Here is a 25,519-nt window from a genome sequence, read left to right on the forward strand (position 1 = left end):
TCAGAGTAGTCATACAGGCACTATCTCTGTCACAACTTAGAACTCAGACTCAGAACTCAAAACCACTCCTATGCAAACCATCAACACAACCCTCACTCCATCGCAAAAGAGTAGACATTACTCAGGTCAGGCTCCTTTTTTGACCATTGAAAATGTCTCCAAAATTTACCCTACCCCCAAAGGTCCCTACACCGTTCTGGAAAACGTCAATCTTGATGTACAGGAAGGTGAATTCATATGCATCATCGGTCACTCTGGCTGTGGTAAAACGACCCTGCTGAATATGATTTCTGGCTTTGCTAAACCCAGCATCGGGGAAGTCCGGCTGCACGGCGCTCCCATTACCAAACCGGGTCCCGATCGCATGGTGGTGTTTCAGGGATACGCGCTCCTGCCCTGGCTAACTGCATTTGAAAACATTTACCTGGCCGTGGACTCGGTTTATCCCCAAAAGTCTGAAGCGGAAAAGAAACGGATTGTGCGGGAACACCTGACGATGGTGGGACTGGCAGATGCCGCCAACAAAAAGCCGCCGCAGCTTTCTGGCGGGATGAAACAGCGGGTGGCGATCGCCCGTGCTCTGGCGATTCGCCCTGAGGTACTGATTCTGGATGAACCGTTTGGAGCACTGGATGCCATTACCAAAGAAGAACTTCAGGAAGAGTTATTGAAAATCTGGAATGATCATCGCTGCACTGTTTTGATGATTACCCACGACATTGATGAAGCGCTGTTCCTGGCCGATCGCCTGGTGATGATGACCAATGGCCCGGCTGCCAATATTGGCGAAGTGCTGGAAATTCCCTTCCCCCGTCCCCGCGATCGCGCCCGGATTATGGAAGATCCGGAGTTTTACAACCTCCGGAACTACGCTCTTGACTACCTCTACAATCGCTTCGCCCACGACGACGTGGGGTAGAGCCGTCAACTGATTGCCAGATGATGGGCAAATTAGCGGGATCCCTATCCCGCTTTTTTAGAAGACATCGTTTGGTGAGTATTGAAACAACGTTGGGTAACGTGAGTTTGGGATAAGGAGGGACGGAATAGATACAGTTGAAAGCACCTAATTCTCAACACATCTAACCGTCCCATGCTCAATTTAGAATCCTTATTTTGTCATGTCGATGACTTCTGCCAGTGGTTTGAACCCCGATGGCAGCAGCAACTTCTAGGGGATGGCTTACAACAGCGACGGCGAAGCCGCAGCCTCTGCTTAAGTGAGATCATGACGATTCTGATTGCCTTTCATCAGTCAGCATACCGTAATTTCAAGTGGTTCTACAGCGGTAGTCATTATGGTTAGGACGGGGTGCAGGGGTGGAACCCCTGGCTGGGGGCGCAGCCCCCACTCCCTCTCTAATTCCAATGTCCTAACGCACCCGCGTAGAGTTATACACCAAGATGGTTTGTCGCCACTGGCGTGGTGCGTTTCCTGGCTTAGTGAGCGACTACCGCTATAACTGCTTGGTCAACTTAGTCTGCGGTTTGATTGCCTACTGTCATCAGCCGAAGAAACCTTCACTCATGATTGATACTGCTTTGCCTGCTTCTGCTTAACCCGAACTGACGTTGACCTAAGTAGCTAATGGCTCGCCAAAGGAAATTTGCCTGGTTATCTAAACCCAGAAAAATCAATTTACTGGGTTGTGAAGGATTGCAGAAGATCTACCGTTGCTGATTTCCTTACCGCTATCCAATCGCTTCAATCAACTCAACCACACCGGCTCCGCGACTGTGGGTGGTGACGTGATCAACCTGTTCTTTCACCACAGGGAGGGCGTTTGCAACGGCCACGGAATAACCGCAAATTTTGAGGAACACCAGGTCATTTTCGGCGTCCCCAATGCCTACGATCGCCTCCAGTCCAATTCCTAGTTCATTGGCGGCGGCGACTAAACCAGTTGCCTTGTCGATGCCATTGGGCAGAATCATCACCGCTCCTTTGTTGAGGATGACCTGCAAATCCAGTCCCATTTCCTGGATGAGGGCGATCGCTTCCACGCTGTGAGGCTCCCAAGTGGTGACAATGACTCGTCCGGCTGCGACAGGGGCAATATTTGACTGAAGCTTAGCAAACGAAGAGGTTGCAGTCGATTGGATGGCTTTCTGGATGCGATCGCTCAATCGTTGAACAAACTCCTGCGCTGGTCGATCGGTCAACAATCTTTCCACCTTGCTGGCTGGCTGGTAGAGCATTGCCCCATTTTCTACAACCACCCAATCAAACAGGTCAAGACAAGGGCAAACCTGGAGTAAATCATCAAACTGTCGCCCCGTAATCAAAATTAGTTTTCTCCCTTTGTTGCGCCAGCGCCGCAGTGCTGCCAGGGTTGCCGCTCCGACCTGCCCATCCTGGGCAAGGGTACCGTCGTAGTCTGTTGCAATTGCAAGATAAACCATTATCAAAATTTTCCTGACAGAACACTATCGGCGCCGTGCCTTGCTTACCATTTTGCGCGAAAGCCGCAGGTCCAGGTTCTCCTCCTCTGCCCAATCCTGAAGCAGACGGTAGAACATCTGGCGCTCTTCTGATTTAAGAACGGCGGTCTGATCGGCGGTTTCAATGGCATAGGGGTATCCGCCGCCAACAATGATTTCGCAGCGCACCCAGTCAATGATCTGTTTATGCAATTTGGCTTCATAAATCCAGACGGGAAGCTCTAACCGAATAGGGAAGCCGTCGTGAGCTTTCAGGTAAGTAAACGCAATTTGGCTGGATAGTTTTGCAGGGTATTTGGATAGAATTCCCGGTCGGCGGCTGCGGAAGAGGGGGGTGCGATCGCCCCATTTCATAAATCTTCCCACTAACGCCGCATCCTGGAGGGAGGAGGCTTCCGGCAGGTTAAACGACCGTTGCAACATCAGGGTTAAATCGCTGGCATAGGAGGTATCGATGTAACCAATCAGGGGCACGCGATAGTCTTCACTGGCTTGCAGCAGATTGACTACACAATCAATGTAATGGTTACGGGTTGTTTCATCAAAGGCATCGGCAAAGGTGACAATGAGGGAGCCATCAAAGAATGCGAGGCAATTTTCGCAGCCTTCCCGCTCTTTCATGTAGCGAATCAAGCGCTGGGTTTCCATCTCAAAGCGGCGCATGTTGACTTTGCGATCGACCGGTTCACTGCCGCTGCTCACCTTTAAATCGCTGGGTGTCATGACATCCACTTCCACATCTTTGTCGTAATCGCCATCGCTAGTGTGAAAGTTTTCGAACCAGCCAATTTGCACCAGCGCAATGGGGATAGACAGATCTTTGCCGGGATAGATCTGGGAACCGTCTACTGCAAAGGTTGATACTCCAGCAATGCGATCGCGCACCCACTGATAACTCTGTTCCCGGCTCTGCCAGGCCAGTTGAAAAGGAATGACCCAGTGGGGATAATGACCGACGGGCTCTAAAGGCTCGGCACCGCGATCGCTGATTGTAAACCCCTGCAATCGCTCCAGCAATTCGTCGGCTGATTCTTGCGAAGCCTCCTTCAACGCTTGAAGATAGATTTCAAAAGCTTCCTGAGCCGTTTTGTCAAAATTTTCGAAATCCGATCGTTTTTCGTTGAGACGGTTAAGAATTTGAGCAGGTTTAAGGGGCATGGGAGTTGTGAGTTGTGAGTTATCAAGTTCTGATAGGGGCAGTGCCTCCGTGCCTGTCCCTAGAACAAGGTTAAGATGGGCAAAGCAGCGCGTAAGTCGCTAGGCACAATTAAATTAACAATAATTTTGGGGTGGATGGGGTAAAACCCCCTGCCTGAGGGCGCAGCCCCCACTCCCCCTGCTTACAGTGAATTATGACCATCTACTTTACCTATCCCAAAGATCTTGAGATGAGGATAGGTTGCACAATTACCAGTCCCAAAGATTTGTAATTTACTGTTGCAAAAAACCATACAGCCTAAGTAGCATAAACATAACGTGGTCGCGGCTGTTAAGAGTTTAGGTTGAGTGATTTTCTGCTGAACCTTCGCGGAGTTTGTCCTGGCTATTCACTACACAAGGACGCATAGCGATCTATTCAATCTTGACACAAAACTGGTCTTGCGTGAGTGCTAATACCTTAGGCAGTGTGAAGAGCTTCCACGTTGGTGCAAGAAGGCACTTCGGCTAACCAATACTGCTCATCTGCTGCGCAACAGGAAGGAGCAAATTAACCAGGGAGCCACGAACAATGATTGATGCAAACGAAGTTCTCAAAACAATGTGTGAGAAGTATCAGGCCGCCGTTAGCGCTAATGATTCGATCGCCTATGCGAAACTATTCGCCGCAGACGCGATTCGGATTCCACCGGGGTCAGAACCTGAACATGGCCCAGAGGAAATCTCGAAGAACGAGCAGAAGGACTATGATGTCGCGAAGTGGAGTGTCAAAATTACACCCATTGATGCTTTGCAGATCGGCGATCAATGGGTCTATGGAATTGCCCATGGCGACGTGAGTACTGTTGCCCATGGGGATGGGGCGACGAAATCCTTCAAAACCACAAAGACCTGGCTTTTCCATCGACAGGCATCAGGGGAATGGCTGATCAAGCGGCAAATGTGGAACCTCAAGTAATGACCGTTGAGGTGAGGGTTCGATCGGGTCACTTTTTATCTGATTTATCCGATTTCTGTTGCATCTGCCATTCCGAAAGGGGGCGATTGACGGCATTGTCAAAATCAATGGGTACCAGTACCACAGAGAGATCTTTTTTAGGGTCGCTGGGTGGGTCGATTTGGGCGTAGAGGGCGGTGCGATCAAAGTTGGGTTTGCCCAGGATCAGGCGATGGATCTGTTGGTTTTTGAGTTTAACTTCGGCGATCGCCATCGGTTGGTCAAACCCAAACTCGGCTCGTTGTGTGGCTGGCACGGTGATGGTCTGTTGCTGCTTGCTCGTTGACATCAAGTTGAGCAGGTAGGAAACATGGGCATCGTTAGCCGTTGTTTTGACGGGAGCCACCATCTGCCAGACAAAAGCGTTTGCCACAGCCTGGGACGACTGCTTCTGATTCGATTTGGGTTGAGCTGCCGCAGGCTTTTTCTCAAACGAGAGGGTTTGCAACGGGGTCGTCAGGCTCAAAGTCTGAACATCTTCTTCCTTGAAGGAGAAGAGTTTTTTGGCAGTCTCTTTTGCCTCTTCCTGCTTTGGAGCAACCTGCGTTTCATAGAGCAAAACGCCGGTACCCAACAGCAACGCAGCCGCTAACAAGATGAGAGGAGTTCGCTGGATTTTCATGGGTTATCGTCTCTTCCACCAAACAGTTGCAGCCGTACCAAAACCAATCAGTGGCAGGATGACCAGGGACAGCCAGGCGATCAGGTTGGCCTGCTGGCTATTGAGGGTAATGCGGCGATTTTTGGCTTCCTTGGGACGGATGGAGAGGGTTTGCTGTTCTTCCTGGCTGAGCCAGCGAACTGAGTTGAGGAACACATCGCCATTAATGACCTGGTTGAAGTAACCATCCGCCACAAAGCTGGAGTTTCCAATCACTACCAGACGAGCCTCTTTCTTAGAGGCAGTATCCTTGTCGGCATTCGGACTGGGCGAAGGGCTGGGACTGGGGGATGCCTTGGCTCCAGGAGAAACCGTGGGCGAAGGACTGGGGGAAGGTTTCGGGGGGTCTCCAATAGGGCGGCTGAGAGCAAAACCCAGGACTAACGGCCCCTGGCGATCGCTCTGGGCATCAAATTGCACTGGCTGCTTTTTCAAGTCGCTTTCGGCCCAGACGCGATCATTGACAAAATCGCCGGTAAATAGAAGTGGCGTCGCGGTGATTCCTGGTATCTGTTTCACGTCTACAGGTCTGGCAGCGCTGTAGAACGAGAGGGAATTGCCAAACTCCCTGGTAATGGGGTGGTCTCCGTATCGAGTTACTGTAACATCGGTAGGGCCTAGATTGACTGCACGCCCGGAGGCGTCTATCACCACCCACGGGCCGAGCGTGATGCCCCAGGGAGCCAACAAGCTATCCAGCCCTGGATCGACATTGGGATCGACCATCACCAACAGATTGCCACCCTGCTTCACAAAATTATTCAGGGCGTCCACCTCTGGCTTCAGCAAGGCTTTCTGCGGACCGGCCAGCACCACTACCCTGGCATCTTTAGGAAACGTCGCCGTTTTGACCAGATTGAACGGCTTCACTGTATAGCCCCTGTCCTGCAATGCTTTTGCTGCCTGAGCCATGGCTTCCTGGCTTTCCTCAATGGAGCGCTCTCCGTGCCCCTGAACGAAGTAGACCGTGGCCTGCCGGGTGCCCGTAACCTGGGCGATCGCATTCGTTAACTTCGCCTCCGACAACCGCTCCTGCTCATTCACGGACTGCACAAATTGCTTTCGACTGGTCGCGGGAACCTCTACGATTACATCCCCTGGTTTCTTCACCTCCAGCCGTTCCACCAGCGATGGCTGGGCATTGGGGTTGACAAACTCATAGCTCAACTGGGGACTGAGCCGACGGTAGCTTGCCAATAGCTCCCGGTCCTGACTACTTTGTTGAGGATCAAACAGCCACACCTTTACGGGTTGCTTCAAACTGCGTACCAGTTGCTGCGTCTCTGGCGACAGCGTAAATATCTGATTTTCAGTCAGATCCAATCGCCACACATAGCGGGCACCCAAAAAGTTAATAAGCCCCAGGATCGCCAGCACCGCCAGTGTCGCAATCAGGGCATTGGTACCGGCCTGGGTTGATCGCCTGCGCCAGAAGCCAGGCCGTGTTTTGCTTTCCTCAAATCGACTCAGAAATAGGAGCCACAGCCCAAGTATCCCTATCCCTGTAACGATCAGTCCCAGCGGTACAGCCCCCCCAGGTTCCCGATACAACACCAGCCGTCAACCCAGCCAGCACCAGCATTGGCCCAAGCCAGAACAGGTATTTCAGATATTTCAGATTCGCTTTGATTGTTTTCATCATGGAACCCGGTAGAACTCAGTAGAGGGTGGGGGAAGGGGGCGGGAGTCGAGGGGAGGGGCTAGGAGCCAGAAGTTAGGGAGCCGAGGGGGTAGGGGTAGGGGTCAGTCCTCAATTCTCAACACTCAACACTCATCTAACATTCGGCTGAGGCTCACGGCAGAAGCCCATCCACCCCATCACTCCCCACTCCCTAACACTCCCTCTCATCTATGATCTTTGAAACTTAAACGCCTCAATCGACTGGGCAGTCAAAAATAACCCCAAGATAATGTAGCTGGCGAACAGTATGAGGCTGCTGGTATCCAGGATGCCCTGGGTTAGGTTACCATAGTGTTTTAGGAGCGAGAGGTGTCCCAGGATGTTACCTAGAGGACCGCTGAAGCTTTTGGAAAGACTATCAATCATCCATAGCAGCAGCACTAGGGCAAAGGTGAAAATCGCGGCCAGAATGGTGCTGTCAGTCAGGGAGGAAATGAACATTCCCAGGGAGAGAATGGAAGCTGCCAGCAGAATCAGCCCAAAGTGCCCCAGCAGGACGATCGCCACACTCATCGGAGGGTTGGTGGCAGCGTAGGCAATCGCCTGATACAGCAGCAGGGGCAGCACCATCGTCAAGAAAAACGTCACTACAGCCAGCAATTTGCCCAGCGCCACAGCCCAGTTCGTAATGGGCGAAGTGGCCAGCAGTTCCAGTGTGCCGCGTTTGCGCTCCTCGGCATAGAGCCCCATCGACAGAACAGGCAGAATGAAAATGGAAATAAACCCCAGCGCTTCCAGAAAGAACCGCAGCAGGATGGTGGGAGCATCAACAGGTGGGGCCGGAACCCCTAACTGCTGACTCTGCAAATCAATCAAGGCAGCTCGCTGAATTACCCCATCGGGTCCCAACAGCAGCGCTGTGTAAAAAATTCCTGCCAGCAGCCAGAAAATTCCAGCCACCACATAGGCCAGGGGCGAAGCAAAGTAACTCCGCAGTTCCCGCTGGTAAATAGCCAGTATATTGGCGATAATCACACGCATCTACGCCGCTTCTCCTGTCGTTTCAGTTTGGCTCTCTGTATCGGTTTCCACCGGAGCTTCTTCCGTCGTCAACTGAAGGAAGACATCCTCCAGACTGGCCTGAGTTCGTCGCATTTCCTCTAGCCCCAGACCAGCCCCCACAACCGTAGCCGCAATGGCTCGCCCGACGGACTCAGCTCCCTGCTCAGTCGTGACGCGCAGTTTAAAGCGGTGTTCCGGTAGGTTACTGGCTAACCGCTCAACCTGTTTGACCCCAGCCAATCCTTTAATAGATGAGATTAATTCAGTTTCGGCCTCACCTGTATTGGCATCAACCTCCAACTCGTAGCTGGAAGCCTCGCTAAGTTGAGTCATCAGGTTTTCGGGGGTGTTGGTGGCGACAATGCGTCCCCGATTGATAATAGCAACCCGGCTACAGGTCATACTCACCTCCGGAAGGATATGGGTAGACAGAATGACCGTGTGATCTCCGGCCAGGCTCTTGATCAGGTTTCGAACTTCAATAATTTGGCGGGGATCCAGCCCAACGGTAGGTTCGTCCAGAATGATGGCGGGTGGGTCGTGGACGATCGCCTGCGCAATGCCCACCCGCTGCTTATAGCCTTTCGATAGCTTGCGGATGAGGGTGGTGCGCTTCTCTATCAGGCCACAGCGGTTCATGGCTGATTCCACCTGGCGATCGCGATCGCCCGCACTCACTCCCTTAATCCGGGCTACGAAATGCAGAAAACCCTCGACAGTCATCTCCGGGTAAAGGGGTGGCGTTTCTGGTAAGTAACCAATCTGCCGCCGGACTGCAAGGGAATCCTCATGCACTTCAAATCCGGCAACCTTTGCAGTGCCAGAAGTCGCGGGCAAATATCCTGTCAGAATCCGCATAGTGGTGGTCTTTCCGGCTCCATTCGGCCCCAGGAAACCCAGGATCTCCCCTCGTTCAACTGCAAAAGTGACATCCTCAATTGCAGTGGTTGAGCCGTAGATCTTGCTCAGATGCTCAACTTCAATCATGATAAACCTCACCATCAGGCGTGACTGATGTTGCCCATCTTAAACGGTGGTTACATCAGCGAAAAGGCATCTTACACTATTCCGGTTCATCAAGCTAATTTGAAAGTGATTTTGAAAGTGATTTCCATTTTGTTTACCATATCCTTTGAGTTCAGAAGCCAGAAGTCAGAAGTTAGAACGACAAAACCTTTCTGAATTACAGCTATTGGCTTTTGAATTCTGGCCGACGACGATACTGCACCTATTTGGGAATTACTATAAAATCCATTTGGCTCCTTTGGTACCCGAGATCCCCCCAAATCAGCAGCGATAGCAGCGAGGCAGAGCCTATAAATGAGAATATTTTGGAAACAGAGAGTCGTGCAGCAAGGGGACAAGGCATGAGCACGCAATCAGAACATGGCCAGGGAGATAGGAACCAGGGCACAATTTTGATTGTGGATGACACCCTGGAAAATTTGCACCTGCTGTCCCGGATATTAACCCGACGCGGCTATGAGGTGCGGGCAGTGACCAGTGGTGAGATGGCGCTGTCGTCTATTCAAGCGGCACCACCTGACCTGATTTTGTTGGATATTTGCATGCCTCAAATGGACGGGTATGAGCTGTGTCAGTTGTTGAAGGCGAGTGCCCAAACGCAAGACATTCCTGTAATTTTTATCAGTGCTCTGGATGAGGTCTTAGACAAGCTGCGGGCGTTTGATGTCGGTGGAGTGGACTACATTACCAAACCCTTTCGCATTCCAGAGGTGATGGCGCGAGTCACTATTCATATAAAGTTGCGGCGTTTGCAGCAACAGTTGCATGAGCAGAATGAACTGCTGAAGCAGCAAGTGCGCGATCGCCTCGCCGCCGAAGCAGCCCTTCAGGCAGCCAACCAGGAACTCCACCGCCTGGCTAATCTGGATGGGCTAACCCAGGTTGCCAATCGCCGCCGCTTTGACGAATACCTGGAGCAGGAATGGCGCAGACTCACCCGCGAACAATTGCCCCTCTCCCTTATCCTTTGTGATGTGGACTGCTTCAAAGCCTACAATGACACCTATGGACACCAGTCAGGAGATGATTGCCTGCGCACTATTGCCAGGGTGTTGCAGGCCGCAGCTAAACGTCCAGCAGATGTAGTTGCCCGCTATGGTGGAGAAGAGTTTGCCATTATCCTGCCAAATACCCCCCAGGAAGGTGCAGTTCAGGTTGCGGAGGAAATTCGGACAGGGATCAAACGCCTGCAAATGGAACACAAAGGCTCCTCGGTTTCACTATTCGTCACCCTGAGTCTGGGAGTTGCAACTATTGTCCCCCAGCTAACCCTGATTCCTGATTGCCTGGTTGCCGCTGCTGACAAAGCCCTTTACCGGGCAAAGACAGAGGGGCGCGATCGCATCATTGAAGAGTGCGTCATCGAGCAATAGGCAACGGGCGACAAGCGTAAACCCCGGCAACCCTGTCAAAATAGTTCATGACGTGCAGGGGATTGAGCGATGCGGTTTTCGGTTTCGAGTGGTTCTGGGCAGGTACTGGCAACGGGGCAACTGTTTATTCAGGAAGATAACGATGGCGATCTACGACTCAGCTTTCGGACCGATCGCGGCAAAATCATCGAAGGGGGCAAAATCGATGCCGACGGCAACCTGACGAGTGCCAGCAAAGATCTGTTTCGGCAATTCTTTCTGACCTGGGGAGTGATGGGAATTACCTTGACAGCCAGGGGAGAGTAAGGACTAAGGAATGTCAGTCCATCACTCCATTACCCCTCCTCCCAGGTAGAGGATTTCATTTTCAATGATGAAATGGTGAACCGACTCCTGATTCCTGGAAAATCAACCACAGATTTTATAGCTCTACGCGGGTGCATTAGGACATTGGAATTAGAGAGGGAGTGGGGGCTTCGCCCCCAGCCAGGGGTGGAACCCCTGCACCCCGTCCTAACCACAATGACTGCCGCTATATAACTGTCGCCAGGTTGCTTAGGACATTGGCTTTAAGGGGTGCGGATAGGCTTTAAGGGCAAAGTTGATGACTTAGTACTATAGTACTATAATGAAAGGGAACGAACTCCATACTCCCCCCACAGGTTTTTGCCCTATGACAAAGCACTATGTTCTCAACCTCGACCCCAATGCCCGCTACGAATGGGACCGTCGGACTCTGCGAGATCCGATTACGGCAAATCACCCCGCTCTGGCTGACTTGATTGCGGAAGCCGTGGGAGCAGAAGCTGGGTCTTACCTAGTTGCAGTTAACATTGAGGTCAAGGTACTGGAGAAAGTGGCTGTAGAGCCAGGTAGCCAGATGCCCCTGGTAGAAGTGCCCACCCACACTCAATTTCCTCAGCTTGCAGAGGTTGCCTGATTTGCCCCTGGACTTTAAAAAGCTTAATTTTGAATTTGATTCGTACCGCTATGAAGCTCAGTCTTAGTCAGTATCCTGAGGCAATCGCCCAGGCAGCGCAAGTTGTCAATGAAATTGAACACCGGCTTACGGAAGCCCGCCAGCATCTTGCTCATCTGGAAGGAAATGCTGACAAGATTGTGGCGTTCGAGGCAAACCTGAAAAATGACAACCAACGGAAAGCCCGCCGTTTTGAAATCCTTCAGATGAATCTAGAATACAAGCGGGCTCTGGATGTTCTGAACCGCCTGACGACTGAAAAAGCAAACGCGGTGGCCCGGTTAGAACATTTAAGAAACGAATTTAGCGTCGCCAAATTAGATCGGCAGATGGCGATCGCACTCAAGCTAACTGGATTAGAAACACGAGAATTGGTCGGATTGTAAGGCGGCCTGTCGAATTTACCTAAGGGGTTAACTTTGCCAGTATGGTCGCCAGGTTCTCTCCCAATTTTTCAATGGATTCTTGTTGTTTGGCCTCTTTGAGAGAGCCATCGGGATTAAATGCCTCATGAGCCTTGCCCACAGCAACCTGATCGGGCAGTACCAGTACCTTAATGTTTCCCAGGATTGCTCGCAGATGCACCAGTCCCCGCAAACCACCCAAGGCTCCAGGGGATGCGCTCATAATAGAAGCCACTTTACCCACAAAACAACCGAGTGGTGCTTCTCCCTCAACGGGACGGGAGGCCCAGTTGATCGCATTTTTCAACACTCCCGAAAGTGAACTGTTGTATTCAGGCGAGGCGATTAACAATTCATCGTGAGCCAACAGTAAATCTTTAAACTGACGCGCCCATGGCGGAATTCCCTGCTCTGCCTCCAGGTCACCATCATACAGCGGCATGGGAATATCCCGCAGGTCTAAAAATGTTATGTCTGCCCCCGCCGAACGAGCGCCTGCCCCTGCAATTTTGACCAGCTTTTTGTTAAACGAATCGGTTCGTGTGCTGCCAGCAAATGCCAGGATTTTGGGTGTATAAGCCATGGAACTCGATATACGTGGCTAAAAAACTGAAAACAATAAAATATTATGGGAAGAAAAGTATCGGAACTTCAACTTTCTCTGGAGAGATGTCTCATTTGCTTCTGAATAGAGACCTATAGCTGTCGCCAGGTTGCTTAGGACATTGGTTTTAAGGGGGGGTGGGGACTGCACCCCCAGCCAGAGGGGTTCCACCCCTGCACCCCGTCCTAAGCTTAGTGGCTATAGCTATATCTGTTGAATGGGTGGGAGAATCTTGCCATCAACCCTTATAGCGGTTTTCATTTGAATGAGGTACGGGAGTGTGAGGTGCAGCGGGGTGCAGAGTCTTCACTGTACATCACACCCTTGAAAAGGGCTATACTCCTCCGCACTTCTCTCCTCTTTCCTCTGTTTTCTTTCCTCTTTCTTCTTTTTCCCTCCTGAGCCCTACAGAAACTCACCCTAAATCGGGTGGGCAAGATCCGCAGTAAGATTACAGTGAATTTAGAAGTCCAGATAATCTTTCATGCTTTTTGAGCGGATTATTATTCCGGCAGCAACGCTGACCCTGGCATCAATCTTTAGCCGCGTGGTTTGCGACGGTGGGGGTAAATTTTTTAGTTGGATCAAGGAGAAAGATGAAGACCCTCAGCAGTTGATCGAGCGGGCATCGGAACAGTATGTTCAGAACTATACGGCCCGTCACGGCATTTTGAAAGTGTTGGGAATGCGGGAGCCGGTACCGCTGGAGTCAGTATATACGGCAGTGCAATTTTTAGATCGAGACGGTATCAGTCGGTTTGAGTCAATTGAAGACCTGGAAAAAGCCTTCCGGCAACAGGGCGATCGCAGCTTTCAACCCAAAAACTCTAAAAAGCAGGATGGATTGAAAGTTGCCAACGAAAAGCAATATCTGATGGTGCTGGGTGGACCAGGGGCAGGCAAGTCTACCTTTCTGCGCAAAATGGGGCTGGAAGCATTGAAAGGAAAGGCAGGCGGCTACACCCACGAATGTATTCCTGTACTGATTGAACTCAAAAACTTTGCCGCACCGGAGATTGAGCTGGAAAAGGCGATCGCTCAGGAGTTTCGCATCTGTGGCTTTCCTTCCCCAGATCTGGTAACTCAAAAGTTGTTAGAGCAGGGGCAATTGCTAATTCTGCTGGATGGGCTGGATGAAGTACCCACTAAAAATTTGGACAGTGCCATCCGTCAAATCCAGAACTTTGTCGATCAGTACGACAAAAACCGTTTCATCGCCTCCTGTCGCATCGCCGCCTACCGCCACAACTTTCGCCGTTTCACCGATGTGGCAATGGCAGACTTTAGCCGGGACCAGATCGAACAATTCATCAAAAACTGGTTCTATTCCGATGCTGATCGGGAAGCGGGGACGGCAGAGAAATGCTGGAAACTGTTGCAAAAGCCTGAAAACCGCTGTGCCAGAGAGCTTGCCCAGTCTCCCCTCCTGCTGACCTTGCTCTGCCTGGTTTATCACAGTTCCCAAAACTTTCCCCAAAACCGCAGTGTCCTCTACCGCAAAGCCCTGCGCGTGCTGTTAGAAGAGTGGGCGGCGGAAAAGCGTATCTTTCAGGAGGAGGTTTACCAGGGGCTGAGTACTGAGTACGAAGAAGTCCTGCTGTCAGAGATTGCCTACCAGGGATTTGAAGCCAACCGCCTATTCTTTTCCCAACGGGAGGTGGTTGACCAGATTAAGACCTTTCTGGCTAACAATTTGAATGCTCCCAGACACCTGAATGGCGAGAGAGTGTTGGAAGCGATCGCCGTTCAACAGGGGATTCTGGTGGAGCGAGCGCAGGAGGTGTTTTCCTTTTCCCACCTGACCCTCCAGGAATACCTGGCAGCTCAGTATATCGATGATCAGCACCTCATCCCTCAGCTCGTCACCGATCACCTTACCCAAGAACGCTGGCAGGAAGTGTTTCTCCTCGTCGCTGGACTCATGCGGGGCGGAGCCGATTCCCTGCTACTGGCTATGGAAGCCCAGGCAAAAACCCTGATTGATACGCCCAAGTTACGGTCACTCCTGAACTGGGCCGATGAAGTCACCCACGACTCCAGGGATACCCTTTCTCCCGCCACCAAACGAGTGACAGCCCTTTTTCTGGCAGTGGTGAATGACTATGCGCTCAGCCTGGCGCATGTTCTGCACCCTGAACTTTCTCGCAAGTTGAATTTAGCCTTAACGCTTGCCAACACTCGCATTCCAGGGTTCACCAATTCCCAGGATAGAACACCCGCCCGCGCTGCAATTCCAACCCGTGCGCTGGCGATCGCCCTGACCCAATCCCTCGCCACCCGTGCCTTTGGGAAAGAACTCAACGATGCCCTCACCCGGACTTTTACCGATGAGCTAGCCAAATTCAATATTTTCAAAAACATTCGCTTCGAAGTTCTCATTGCCCGATTGAAAGAAATTAAGGAGCAGGCTCCCGATATCCGACAGCCTGCCAGTGTTTTGCAGGCGTTTCATAATCGCATTTTTCAAATCTGGTTCAGTACTCTCAAGCTAGACCCAACCTGGACCCATCTTTCCAGCGACGAGCTCCGCAAACTAGAACGCTACCTATACGCCAATTGGCTTTTAGTGCGATGTAAGCAAGCCGCCGTCAGAGTTTCCCCAAGGACATGGATGGCAATTGAGGAACGAATGCTAAAAGTAAACTGATTCTCCTGATGGGAACGTTGCTACTAAGCTTTAAGGTAGTCCTGCATAGGAATGCTTTTAACAATGCTCCGTACCCTTAAAAACATCATCCAAACTACTACAATGCATCACGATTATCTTTCAATGGAATGACTGAATTGTCAGTCACAACATAAGCAGTTGAATTCAGTTTTAGAGCTACATCAAACCCTCCTGTGAATTCCCCAAAAGACGGTAACATCAAAAGATTCTGATTGAAATCTAAATAAAAGCAAGGTAATCGCAGATTGTCTAATCGGGTTTTGATTCGCACACAGGGATGAATATGCCCACAAACATTCAGAAAATTTTTCTGAGGTTTAGGTTCATGGCTAAGAATCAGATTGCCAATTTGAACTGCATCAGTGAAGTAACTGACTGAAAGCTTTTTCAAAGTTGGCACGAGCGCGCGATCGTGATTTCCGATAACTAACTTCACATCTGTACAAGCATGGCTCACAAAACTGAACCAGCTATCAATTACTTCATCAACTAAGGCAAATCTGGAGTGAAACAGATCACCCAAGATAAACAGATTTTCTGGCTGAAAGCGATCGCACAATTTTTGTAAGCGATCAAGTGTAGCCTGGTTAACCCGATTTGAAACAGGAATTCCCAGAGATTGAAACGTTTCTGACTTACCCAAATGCACATCAGAGATCAGTAAAGCTTTCAATTGCTCAACATAAATGGCTTTTTTCAGGAAGCAGTTGAAGTTCAACCCCAGAAACGTTAATTTTCTCCATGAATAAACCACTCTAGCCTGAGACCAAACTTCCTACCCACAATACCGTGTAATGATTAGACTCACTAGATGCAGAGCTGCATGAGCCTATTAATATAGCTCTACGCGGGTGCGTTAGGACATTGGAATTAGAAAGGGAGTGGGGGCGAAGCCCCCAGGCAGGGGGTTTAACCCCCTCCACCCCCCAAATTATCCTTAATTTAATTTCGCCTAGCTACTTACTGATACGCTTCCATCGGCAGGCAGGTACAAACCAGGTTGCGATCGCCATAAGCCTGATCAATTCGTCCCACCGCGGCCCAAAACTTGTTTTCCCGTGTCCAGGCATCGGGGTACACAGCCCGTTGCCGGGAGTAGGGATGGGTCCACTCGTCGGCTATGAGCGCAAATATAGTGTGAGGAGCATTTTTCAACAGATTATCTTTGCGATCGGCCTTCCCTTCTTCAATCTCACGAATTTCTTCACGGATGGCAATCATAGCATCACAGAAACGGTCTAGCTCCTGTCTAGATTCACTTTCCGTTGGTTCTACCATCATCGTGCCAGCCACGGGCCAAGACACAGTGGGTGGGTGAAAGCCGTAATCAATCAGCCGCTTGGCAACATCATCTACCTCGATTTCAGCCGTCTTCTTAAATTGCCGCAAATCAATGATGCACTCATGGGCAACTAAACCGTTTTTGCCTTTATAAAGAACGGAATAGTGTTTCTCCAACCGCTTTGCAATGTAGTTGGCATTCAAAATCGCAACTTCTGTAGCTTTTTTTAGCCCTTCCGCGCCCATCAACGCAATGTAGACCCAGGAAATGGGCAGAATGCTGGCACTACCCCAGGGTGCCGCAGAAATAGGACCAATCCCCTGCTTGCCACCCACCGTTATCACTGGATGTTGTGGCAGGAAGGGCACCAGATGTTTGGCGACCCCAATTGGCCCCATACCGGGACCGCCCCCTCCATGAGGAATGCAGAAGGTTTTATGTAAATTAAGGTGACAAACATCAGCCCCAAAGTCCGCCGGGCGGCACAAACCAACCTGGGCATTCATGTTGGCTCCGTCCATGTACACCTGTCCGCCATTGGCGTGGATAATGTCGCAGATTTCCCGAATCGACTCTTCAAACACACCATGGGTGGAAGGATAGGTCACCATCAGGGCAGATAGCCGTTCTTTGTACTGTTCTGCTTTTGCTTTCAGATCTGCCACATCAATATTGCCGTCGCTATCGCAAGCCACGGATACGACCTGCATCCCTGCCATGACTGCACTGGCAGGGTTAGTCCCGTGGGCAGATTGGGGAATCAGACATACGGTGCGATCGCCCTCTCCGCGAGATTCGTGATACTTCCGGATCACCAACAACCCGGCATACTCTCCCTGGGAACCGGCATTCGGCTGGAGTGAGATACCTGCAAATCCTGTGATTTCTGCCAGCCATTCCTCTAGCTGTTCAAACAGAATCTGGTAGCCCTTTGTTTGATGTAAGGGAGCAAAGGGGTGAATCTGGCTAAACTCAGGCCAGGTGATGGGCATCATCTCAGAGGTGGCGTTTAACTTCATCGTGCAGGAACCCAGGGGAATCATCGCCGTTGCCAGCGATAGATCCTTCGACTGCAACCGATATATGTAACGCAGCAGTTCGGTTTCTGAGTGGTAGGAGTTAAAGACAGGATGGGTGAGGTAGGGACTAGTACGGCAGAGGTTCTCCGGGAAACAGGGCGTCGGACAGTGGGACAGCACATCTTCCGGTGTGAAGTGGGCAATCTGCTCACCCGCAAAAATCTGGAATAGCGCCAGCAAATCATCCGAAGAAACGGTTTCGTCCAGCGAAATCCCGAAGGTTTGAGCATCAATCTGACGCAGGTTGATCTGATGGGAATGGGCGCGTCTAACAACATCCTTCGCCTTTTCGGCAGGAACCATCACTCGCAGAGTATCGAAGTAAGGTTCTGAACCCAGTACATAGCCCAATTTCTGTAAGCCTTCTGCCAGAATGCTGGTCATGCAGTGGATGCGTGTGGCAATTTGGCGCAATCCCTCGGCACCGTGGTAAACAGCATACATACTGGCGATGATCGCCAGCAGTACCTGAGCGGTACAGATGTTGCTGGTGGCTTTGTCGCGCCGGATGTGTTGCTCACGGGTTTGAAGCGCCAGTCGCAGAGCGGGACGCCCATGCACATCTTTGGAGACACCCACCAGTCGACCGGGAAGCTGACGCTTGAAGGCTTCTTTGGTGACGAAATAAGCCGCATGGGGACCGCCATAACCCAGGGGCACCCCAAAACGTTGAGTGTTGCCAACCGCAATGTCTGCCCCAAATTCTCCTGGTGGCTTCAGCAGAGTGAGGCTGAGCAAGTCAGCTGCAACGGTGACCAGGGCTCCAGCAGCATGGGCGCGATCGCAAAATTCCTCATAGTCGTAAATCGCTCCATCGCTGGCAGGATATTGAAGCAGTACCCCAAACACCGGCTGCTCAAACTGGAATTTTCGGTGGTCTCCTACCAGAACTTCGATGCCCAGTGGCACCGCTCGGGTCTTCACGACCTCAATCGTTTGGGGGTGGCAGGCTTCCGATACCCAGAAGGTTTTTGATTCGGTCTTACTCAAACCATAACTCATGGACATGGCTTCCGCCGCCGCTGTTCCTTCATCTAGTAAGGAAGCATTGGCAATTTCCAGCCCGGTCAGGTCAGAGACGAGGGTTTGAAAGTTCAACAGCGCTTCTAGCCGTCCCTGAGAAATTTCAGGCTGGTAAGGAGTGTACTGGGTATACCAGCCGGGGTTTTCCAGAATATTGCGTTGAATGACGGGTGGAGTGATGCAGTTGTAATACCCCATGCCAATAAAGGAGCGGTATACATGATTTTCCTGAGCAATCTCCCTCAACTCTTGCAGGAGTTCATACTCGCTTTTGGCAGATTCCAGATGCAAAGGCCGCTGCATCCGAATGGCTGCCGGAATGGCTGCATCAATCAACCCATCCAGACTATCAAACCCCAGCAGCTTTAGCATTTGGGGCAGGTCATCCGGGCTGGGACCAATGTGCCTGCGTTCAAACGAGTCCGTATAGGCCAGAGGGTTCGCCGGAAGTGGGGTCTGAGGCTTGGAACGGGGAGCCGCCTGGGATGCGCCGTTGGAGGCAGCGGCTGAACCGTTCTTGGGCTGGTCAAGGTTATTCATTCGGGAACCATTGAGACGCATACCATTTCGATCCGCAGAACGCTTTAGCATAGGGACTCTGATTCAGAAAACAGTTACAACTCGGATTTTTAGCCGAAGCCATCTTCACAGACTTTAACAAATATTCTGTGACAAACGCCTGGTTGCAGGGTTCTACGAGTTGCTGATTTATATACTCTTCACAGAGCGAATACTAGAGGTTCAACTGTCCAGAGGCGAGTAGTGGGCCAATTAGAAAATAGGGAGCAGCCGGAGAGCAGAGAGTAATCGCTAATCGCCATAGCTAATAGCTAGTGGCCTATTCCCCTTCAACCTGCTCCTGATACTCGCTGGCAGAAAGGGCGTCATCCAGATCCGCCGGGTCGTCAACCCGGACTTTGATCAGCCAACCTTCACCATAGGGGTCGTCTGCCAGATGTTCGGGGGCATCAACAAGAGGCGTATTACACTCAACGACAGTTCCCGTTACTGGAGAGTTCAGATCCTCAACCGCTTTGACTGACTCAACCGTGCCAAATTTCTCACCTTTTTCAACCGCATCGCCGACTTCAGGCAACTCCAGAAATACAATGTCACCCAATTGATCAACAGCGAAGGCGGTAATTCCAATCGTTGCGATCTCTCCCTCCAGGCGGGCGTATTCGTGAGAGTCCAGGTACTTCAGATCATCAGGATATTCAAAAGCCATTGGTTGTCCTCAATCAGGGGTACAGGTAAAGGGTAGAGGGTAAAGAGGGAGGGGTAAAGAGGATTTTTGCTCTCTACTTCACTCTTCGATAGAAAGGGCGTTTGACAACAACTGCCGGATAGAGTTTACCCCGAATTTCGACTTCCAGAATTTGATCGAGTTTGGAAAGGGGGGTAGGAACGTAAGCCAGGGCGATCGCAACCCCCAGGGTGGGCGACTGGGTGCCACTGGTGACTTCCCCCACAGGTTTGCCATCGACATAAACCGGATAACCGTGGCGGGCAATATTGCGTCCCTGCATTTGCAGCCCTACTAGCCGTCGCTGTACCCCATCCTGCTTTTGTTTTTCCAGAACTGGTCGTCCGATAAATTCGCCTTTGGTATCGAGATGGACAAGCCAGCCAAGCCCAGCTTCCAAAGGAGTTGTGGAATCATCAATATCCTGTCCGTAAAGCGCCATGGCAGCTTCCAGACGCAGGGTATCGCGGGCACCGAGGCCACAGGGGATGACGCCCACCTGGAGGAGCGATCGCCACAATTCCCGGCCCGTTTCTGGGGCCGTCATCACCTCAAATCCGTCTTCCCCTGTATAGCCAGTGCGAGCCAGAAAGCCCGGTTGCCCCAGAACCGTGCCTTCCAGGTGCCCAAAGGGTTTAACGGCTGACAGATCTTCTGCCACAAAGGATTGCAGGTAGCGAACCGCGTCGGGACCCTGCACCGCAATTAACGTATTCGCCCCAGAGCAATCCTGGAATTCCATCTGGCTTAGATCCAGGTTGGACTTCATCCAGTCCTGATCTTTCTGCGTAGTGGCCGCATTCACAATCACCACCCAGCGCTGACTTCCCCCACCATCCTCACCCTGATAGTAGAAAATCAGGTCGTCTACAATGCCAGCCTGGGGATTGAGCAAAACGGTGTATTGCGCTTGACCAGGCTGTAAGTGACTCAGGTCGGAGGGAACCAGGCGTTGGATCTGCTCCAGCACATTCTTACCCGTCAGCCGAAACTTGCCCATGTGGGAAATATCGAACATGCCGGCCGCTGTTCTTACTGCCTGATGTTCGCGGGAAATACCACTGTACTGGACAGGCATTTCCCAGCCAGAGAACTCGGTCATTCGGGCATTGAGTTCTAAGCAGAGGTCATAGAGAGGAGTACGCGCTAACGAAGCAGCATCGGATTGAGTCACAAGTCTGAATTCCAAAGCAGACGAACATTCTCATCCTATAGCAGTTGGTTAAGTTGTCAGTTGTTAGTTGCTAGTTAAGTGAGTGAGGGGTAGACGAGTGGATGGGAGGATAGGGGGATTGCTTTTTACATTCAGGCTCCATTACACCCCCACTCGCCTACTCCTGCGCCTCTTCCCTCCTGGCTCCTGACTCCTGGCTTCTCTTTCTTCTTTCTTTCTGACGTTGCTGAATTTGGGTATGCAATAGGTGCTGTATGCTCGAAACTTTGTTTCGATTCATATAGCTCTACGCGGGTGCGTTAGGACATTGGAATTAGAGAGGGAGTTGGGGCTGCGCCCCCAGGCAGGGGGGTTCTACCCCTGCACCCCGTCCTAACCATCATGACTATCGCTATACTGCTTTTCAGCAACGCCTTCTTTCTTAAACTAACTTCCAATTGGGGCCAATTGGCGACAGGTTGAAGTAGGATTCGAGGGAGAAATCGTCCATTACCCAGACCACATTTTCGCCGGTTGCCTGGTTACGCCAGACAATCTCTAGGGAACCATCTTTGTTCAGGTCTCTGGCTGTGGCGATCGCCAGGCTGGGCGTAACCGGGAACAGGTTCACAAAGGAATCAAAGGATAGACCGTTCATTTTCCAGATTACGTTCTCCCCTGTTGTCTGGTTGCGCCAGAGGAAGTCCACGAAACCATCGCCATTAAAATCTTCGGCAACGGCGATCGCCCAATTGGGGGCAACCGGGAACAGACTGACGAAAGAACCAAAGGAAAACCCATTCATTTTCCAGATCACGTTTTCGCCTGTCGCCTGATTGCGCCAGAGAATGTCCAGGGAACCATTGTTGTCAAAGTCCCTGGCAGCAGCCACCGTCCAGTTGGGGGCAACCGGGAAAAGATTGACAAAGGATTGAAAATTGATGCCGTTCATCTTCCAGAAGACATTTTCACCTGTCCACTGATTCCGCCAGAAGAAGTCGATGGAGTTATCGTTGTCAAAATCTTCAGCCGCTGCAATCCGCCAACCTGGGGCAACGGGAAACAGGTTGACAAAAGACTTAAGCGTGACACCATTCATGAGCCAGAGAACATTTTCGCCAGTTACCTGGTTGCGCCAGAAAATATCGACGTAACCATCCCCATCCAGATCTTTGGTGGCTTCGACGGTGAAGTTGGGGTCAACTGGCAACAGTGGAACGGAGACATTGAATCCATTTTCATCAAACAGCCAGAGGACATTTCCGCCCGTTACCTGATTTCGCCAGAGCAGATCGGCAAAGCCATCGCCGTTAAAGTCTGAGTTTGCAGCGGATGGCGTAGTTACAGTAATCGTTGCGGTTTCTGTGGCAGTGCTGAAGGCCGTAGAGCCACCATTGCTGCTGGTGTTGGCGGTTTCTCCGTTGCTCCCCGTGGTCTGATCCCAGGCGCGGAAGGTAATGCTGGCATTGCCCAGGTAGCCGGTGTTGGGTACAAAGCGGATGCGGTTACCAGGTGCATCGGCAAGCAGGCGGGCGATCGCACTGGTGGGCGTGCCAAAATTCGTCCAGGTGACGCCGCCATTCGTCGAAAACTGCCATTGACCATTGGTGTTATCAACGCCGGTAATGGCAATTCCCCGCAGCGCCCCTGCATCTGCGTCAGTAATTCCTGCCAGGCGAGAAATCAGGGTGGAAACGTAGGTGCCAGCCGGATTCAGGCTGTTCCGAATCACCGAGTTCAGGGTGGGATTGCCGGAATTGTTCAGCACGGGGGCACTGTTGGTAACGAGAGAGGGATTGACAGTAATGGTGAAGGTTTGAGTGACTGAGGTGTTTTGCCCACCATTGGCCGTGCCGCCGTTATCTTGAACCGTCACCTGGAAGGTGGAAGTGCCGGAAACCCCTGTTGCTGGGATATAGGTAAGGGTGCCGTTGGCCGCGATCGCCGGGGCTCCTCCAGGGGCAAACAGGCTGGGATTGGAAATGTTGTTGACGATGTAGGTTGCCGTCTGGGTATTTTCGTTGGCTGCCCCAGGGTTAAAGGTGGCCCAGTTGGGAATGGTTTGTAGCCCACTGTTGAAATTAGCGGCGGGAGGATTCAGTGCGGTGAAACTGGGGCGGTCGTTCACCGGGTTAACGTTGATCGTCAGGGGCCGGGTTGTGGTCTGAGCCAAACCACCCGTTGCGCCTCCGTCATTCACGGCGATCGTCAGGGTATCAGCCCCAAAGAAATTGGGATTTCCCTGGTAGGTTAATGCGGCGGATCCATTAAGCGTGGCATTAATTTGCGTCAGGCTTCCCGTGAGTGTCACCGATGAGGTGCCATTGCCAGAAATATTGCCACCAGTTAACCCACCCGGCACACTTGCATTGACGGTCACAGTACCATTGGTGGCTAAGAGGGTAACGGTGACACTGTTGCTGCCTGCATCGATGTCACCGACGAATGCCCGTGGCAGCACTAGCGGTGTGTCTTCATTAACCGTTTGGGTCGGAAGGGGAGCATTGGTTGCCAGAGAAACGGCATTAATCTTAAATGAAGCTGCGGCAGAAGGAGTGTTATCGCCAAAAAAGATAAAGTTGGGCAGGGAGTAGAGATCGGGTAGCGTGACCTGGAAAGGTGGAATTGACAAAGTTGGTGGTACAAAGGCGGTATAGTCCCGCAGGCTGCCACTCAGCAGCGGAGTACCATTGCCAAAAAGGGTGTAGGAATTTCCTAGGATTGCCAGATTGTAGCTAGTGAGAGCCGTTGTGTTGACCTCTACAAACTCTGCCTGGGTAAACAGGGTGCGGAAATTGCTGGCAGGAGCGCTATCGGGTTCTAAAGCTGGATTGGTTTGAGATGTGCCATCTTCCTGGGCCCAGATCCGGTTTTCCCAGAAACCAAGCTCAATCCCTCTCAAGTCATTGCCGATCACGATGACACTGAAGCCAGCGCGATCGTCCTTACCATCGTTGTTCTTATTGGCAGAGGTGCTGCGGGTTTCACGATTAACCTGAGTACTAAAGCTGAGAACGTAACCCGCATTGCGATCAAGGGTTGGAAACGTGGTGGGGTTAATCTGACTGGGAATGAATGTAATGTTGGTCAGGCTGGTGCTTTGTTGAGTGAAGCGGTAATTGCTATATCCGGCAGAGATTGGAATATCAGTAGTCAGGGTAGTGCCACCGCTACCAGCCGACTGGTTCGCAGTGCCTCTCAACGCAGAGGTATCTCGGTAATCAAACCAGGGACCTCCGGGAGCGGAACCAGCAGCTGTTATCAGCAGGTTGGCCGTCCCATCGTATAGGGTGAGCGGACTGCCAATGAACGGAGTGTCGTTAATTCCACTCACATTGACTGTTTTGGTGGCAGGGGTGCTGAGTTCTCCGGCGCCATCGTTTAAGACAATGGATAGGGTGCGATCGCCAATCGCTGGCAAATTATCCGAAACATTGGAATAGGTCAGGTTGCGCAACAAAGCTGTAACGGCAGTGGGGGTCGCTGCACTATTCAGGCTAATCACCAAATTTTCAGTGCCGATGCCCCCTGTAAAGGTACCAATCTGCGTACCACTAAAATTGATAATTCGACCGTCTAACCCGATTTGTCCGGCACTATTGCCCTGATTACGAATGGCAAGACGATCTGAAGCCGTACCACCTGCCACAATGCTAACTGTCAACGTTCCGTTGTTAAAGCTGGCAGGATTGTCCCTGTCCGCAACCGTTGCACTGGTATCAATTAGCACTGGCGCAGTGTTTTCGGTGTACGCGATCGCCCCTCCCGGCAACGTAATCACCGGGCTGGCCAGCAGTCCCATATAATCTGCTGGATTGAAAGCAAAAGCCGACTCAATGCTTCCCGTACTGACTTCCAGGTCCCAGTCTCCACCCAACGTACTGGTTCCTGTCAGGTCAATGCTGGCCGCAACATCTGCACCTGTCATCTGGACAAGTTGTTGCACAAACATCAGCCCGTCCTCAGCCGCCGCCACATTGCAGCCATAAAGGAGAATATCCGCATCGGCAGTCAGCGCCCCCGACCAGGACTGTAACTGACTGGAATAATGGTGGAGGTTGCCCAGACTTAGACCACCGCCCCCCAGTTGTAAACTGCCTGCTGATCCGTGGGAGATAATCTGAATGCTGGAGACTCCACTCCGTCCAAGCAAAGTTTGGGTAATTTGCTGAACAGCATCCTGCCACGGATTGAGCCAGTAGACCTCAGTTCCTGGCTTCAGGTTGGTCAGCAGACTCTGGTAATTACCAACTCCCGCATCGACAAAGACCAGACTGGTGGCAGCCCCGTCGCTGGAAGTTTGCCAGCCCAGTTTCCATCGCAGGGAGGCAAGTTCTGAACTACAAGCGTGGGGTAAGGTGGAATCAAGTTCAAACGACGAATACCTGAAAGATGAAGTGTTAAAAAAAGCACAAGATTTTATTAATTCCACGATCGCATCCCCCAAAACAATTGAACCAGTCAATAAACACCCACTAATCACTGAGCTTCAATGGATTCATCCTCAAATAACTCCTCTTAATGAAAAATTAACCAGAGTAACCTCTCTTTCTCAGGTGTATTCCTCTACTCCATAAAAGAGATGAAACGCAGGACAGCTTTTCCGTAAATTTACGGCAAGTTCAAAGAGTGATGTAATCTATGAAGGGGCTGGGGGGTTAGGGAGGAGGCAGGAGCTGGGAGATCACTCAGAACTCAGAACTCATCCACCCCTCCACCCCTCCACCTACCCACGCCTTTC

The 25,519-nt window shown here is 51.4% G+C and carries 20 protein-coding genes and 1 pseudogene; 9 read left to right on the forward strand and 12 right to left on the reverse strand.

The window, feature by feature from the left end; genetic code table 11:
* The first annotated feature begins 70 nt into the window (after positions 1–70).
* Positions 71–919, forward strand: coding sequence for a nitrate ABC transporter ATP-binding protein (locus tag P4D80_RS22645; RefSeq protein ID WP_421656312.1), 849 nt, complete (start codon positions 71–73; stop codon positions 917–919).
* A gap of 174 nt (positions 920–1,093) precedes the next feature.
* A pseudogene (locus tag P4D80_RS22650) lies at positions 1,094–1,285 on the forward strand (IS982 family transposase); the annotation flags it as partial.
* Between the two features lie 407 nt (positions 1,286–1,692).
* On the opposite strand, the gene P4D80_RS22655 reads toward P4D80_RS22650, so the two are convergent.
* Positions 1,693–2,403, reverse strand: coding sequence for an HAD family hydrolase (locus tag P4D80_RS22655; RefSeq protein WP_421656313.1), 711 nt, complete (start codon positions 2,401–2,403; stop codon positions 1,693–1,695).
* 24 nt (positions 2,404–2,427) lie between these two features.
* On the reverse strand, positions 2,428–3,600 hold the full coding sequence (locus tag P4D80_RS22660; protein ID WP_421656314.1) for a DNA double-strand break repair nuclease NurA: 1,173 nt from the start codon (positions 3,598–3,600) through the stop codon (positions 2,428–2,430).
* 571 nt (positions 3,601–4,171) lie between these two features.
* Here P4D80_RS22660 and P4D80_RS22665 point away from each other — a divergent pair.
* Complete coding sequence (locus tag P4D80_RS22665; protein WP_421656315.1) at positions 4,172–4,558, forward strand: YybH family protein; 387 nt, start codon at positions 4,172–4,174, stop codon at positions 4,556–4,558.
* A gap of 28 nt (positions 4,559–4,586) precedes the next feature.
* Here P4D80_RS22665 and P4D80_RS22670 read toward each other — a convergent pair whose 3' ends face one another.
* The 4 genes from P4D80_RS22670 to P4D80_RS22685 all read right to left on the reverse strand — a co-directional run bounded on the left by P4D80_RS22670 (position 4,587) and on the right by P4D80_RS22685 (position 8,943).
* Entirely contained in the window at positions 4,587–5,219 is a 633-nt protein-coding gene (locus P4D80_RS22670; RefSeq protein WP_421656316.1) for a DUF4340 domain-containing protein, read from the reverse strand.
* 3 nt (positions 5,220–5,222) lie between these two features.
* Positions 5,223–6,812, reverse strand: coding sequence for a GldG family protein (locus P4D80_RS22675; protein ID WP_421656317.1), 1,590 nt, complete (start codon positions 6,810–6,812; stop codon positions 5,223–5,225).
* A gap of 295 nt (positions 6,813–7,107) precedes the next feature.
* Positions 7,108–7,920, reverse strand: a complete 813-nt coding sequence (locus P4D80_RS22680) for an ABC transporter permease (protein WP_421656318.1) — start codon at positions 7,918–7,920, stop codon at positions 7,108–7,110.
* Positions 7,921–8,943, reverse strand: coding sequence for an ABC transporter ATP-binding protein (locus P4D80_RS22685; RefSeq protein ID WP_421656319.1), 1,023 nt, complete (start codon positions 8,941–8,943; stop codon positions 7,921–7,923).
* A 12-nt stretch (positions 8,944–8,955) separates the two neighbouring features.
* Between P4D80_RS22685 and P4D80_RS22690 the strand changes: the two genes are divergently transcribed.
* The 5 genes from P4D80_RS22690 (at position 8,956) to P4D80_RS22710 (ending at position 11,705) form a co-directional block, all read left to right on the forward strand.
* Positions 8,956–9,123, forward strand: a complete 168-nt coding sequence (locus tag P4D80_RS22690) for a hypothetical protein (RefSeq protein WP_421656320.1) — start codon at positions 8,956–8,958, stop codon at positions 9,121–9,123.
* Between the two features lie 185 nt (positions 9,124–9,308).
* Positions 9,309–10,340 (forward strand): diguanylate cyclase domain-containing protein, encoded by a 1,032-nt coding sequence (locus tag P4D80_RS22695; protein ID WP_421656321.1) that lies wholly within the window; start codon positions 9,309–9,311, stop codon positions 10,338–10,340.
* Between the two features lie 69 nt (positions 10,341–10,409).
* Complete coding sequence (locus P4D80_RS22700) at positions 10,410–10,646, forward strand: hypothetical protein (protein WP_421656322.1); 237 nt, start codon at positions 10,410–10,412, stop codon at positions 10,644–10,646.
* 367 nt (positions 10,647–11,013) lie between these two features.
* On the forward strand, positions 11,014–11,280 hold the full coding sequence (locus P4D80_RS22705) for a hypothetical protein (RefSeq protein WP_421656323.1): 267 nt from the start codon (positions 11,014–11,016) through the stop codon (positions 11,278–11,280).
* Positions 11,281–11,330: 50 nt separating this feature from the next.
* A complete protein-coding gene (locus P4D80_RS22710) occupies positions 11,331–11,705 on the forward strand; it encodes a hypothetical protein (RefSeq protein WP_421656324.1) in 375 nt (124 codons plus the stop codon).
* A 19-nt stretch (positions 11,706–11,724) separates the two neighbouring features.
* Here the strand turns inward: P4D80_RS22710 and P4D80_RS22715 are convergent, their stop codons facing one another.
* The gene (locus P4D80_RS22715; protein ID WP_421656325.1) at positions 11,725–12,306 is read right to left on the reverse strand and encodes an NADPH-dependent FMN reductase; all 582 of its coding nucleotides are present in this window, start codon (positions 12,304–12,306) and stop codon (positions 11,725–11,727) included.
* A 505-nt stretch (positions 12,307–12,811) separates the two neighbouring features.
* Here P4D80_RS22715 and P4D80_RS22720 point away from each other — a divergent pair.
* On the forward strand, positions 12,812–14,974 hold the full coding sequence (locus tag P4D80_RS22720) for an NACHT domain-containing protein (RefSeq protein ID WP_421656326.1): 2,163 nt from the start codon (positions 12,812–12,814) through the stop codon (positions 14,972–14,974).
* Between the two features lie 97 nt (positions 14,975–15,071).
* On the opposite strand, the gene pdeM is transcribed toward P4D80_RS22720, so the two are convergent.
* The 5 genes from pdeM to P4D80_RS22745 form a co-directional block, all read right to left on the reverse strand.
* Complete coding sequence (pdeM, locus tag P4D80_RS22725; RefSeq protein WP_421656328.1) at positions 15,072–15,749, reverse strand: ligase-associated DNA damage response endonuclease PdeM; 678 nt, start codon at positions 15,747–15,749, stop codon at positions 15,072–15,074.
* 206 nt (positions 15,750–15,955) lie between these two features.
* Positions 15,956–18,970, reverse strand: a complete 3,015-nt coding sequence (gene gcvP / locus P4D80_RS22730; RefSeq protein WP_421656329.1) for an aminomethyl-transferring glycine dehydrogenase — start codon at positions 18,968–18,970, stop codon at positions 15,956–15,958.
* A gap of 247 nt (positions 18,971–19,217) precedes the next feature.
* Entirely contained in the window at positions 19,218–19,607 is a 390-nt protein-coding gene (gene gcvH, locus P4D80_RS22735; RefSeq protein ID WP_421656330.1) for a glycine cleavage system protein GcvH, read from the reverse strand.
* Between the two features lie 73 nt (positions 19,608–19,680).
* Positions 19,681–20,799, reverse strand: a complete 1,119-nt coding sequence (gene gcvT / locus P4D80_RS22740; RefSeq protein WP_421656331.1) for a glycine cleavage system aminomethyltransferase GcvT — start codon at positions 20,797–20,799, stop codon at positions 19,681–19,683.
* A gap of 421 nt (positions 20,800–21,220) precedes the next feature.
* On the reverse strand, positions 21,221–25,243 hold the full coding sequence (locus P4D80_RS22745; protein ID WP_421656332.1) for a DUF4347 domain-containing protein: 4,023 nt from the start codon (positions 25,241–25,243) through the stop codon (positions 21,221–21,223).
* Positions 25,244–25,519: the final 276 nt, after the last annotated feature.

Origin of the sequence: Leptothermofonsia sp. ETS-13 (assembly GCF_049200465.1) — a bacterium.
Lineage (GTDB): Bacteria > Cyanobacteriota > Cyanobacteriia > Leptolyngbyales > Leptolyngbyaceae > Leptothermofonsia.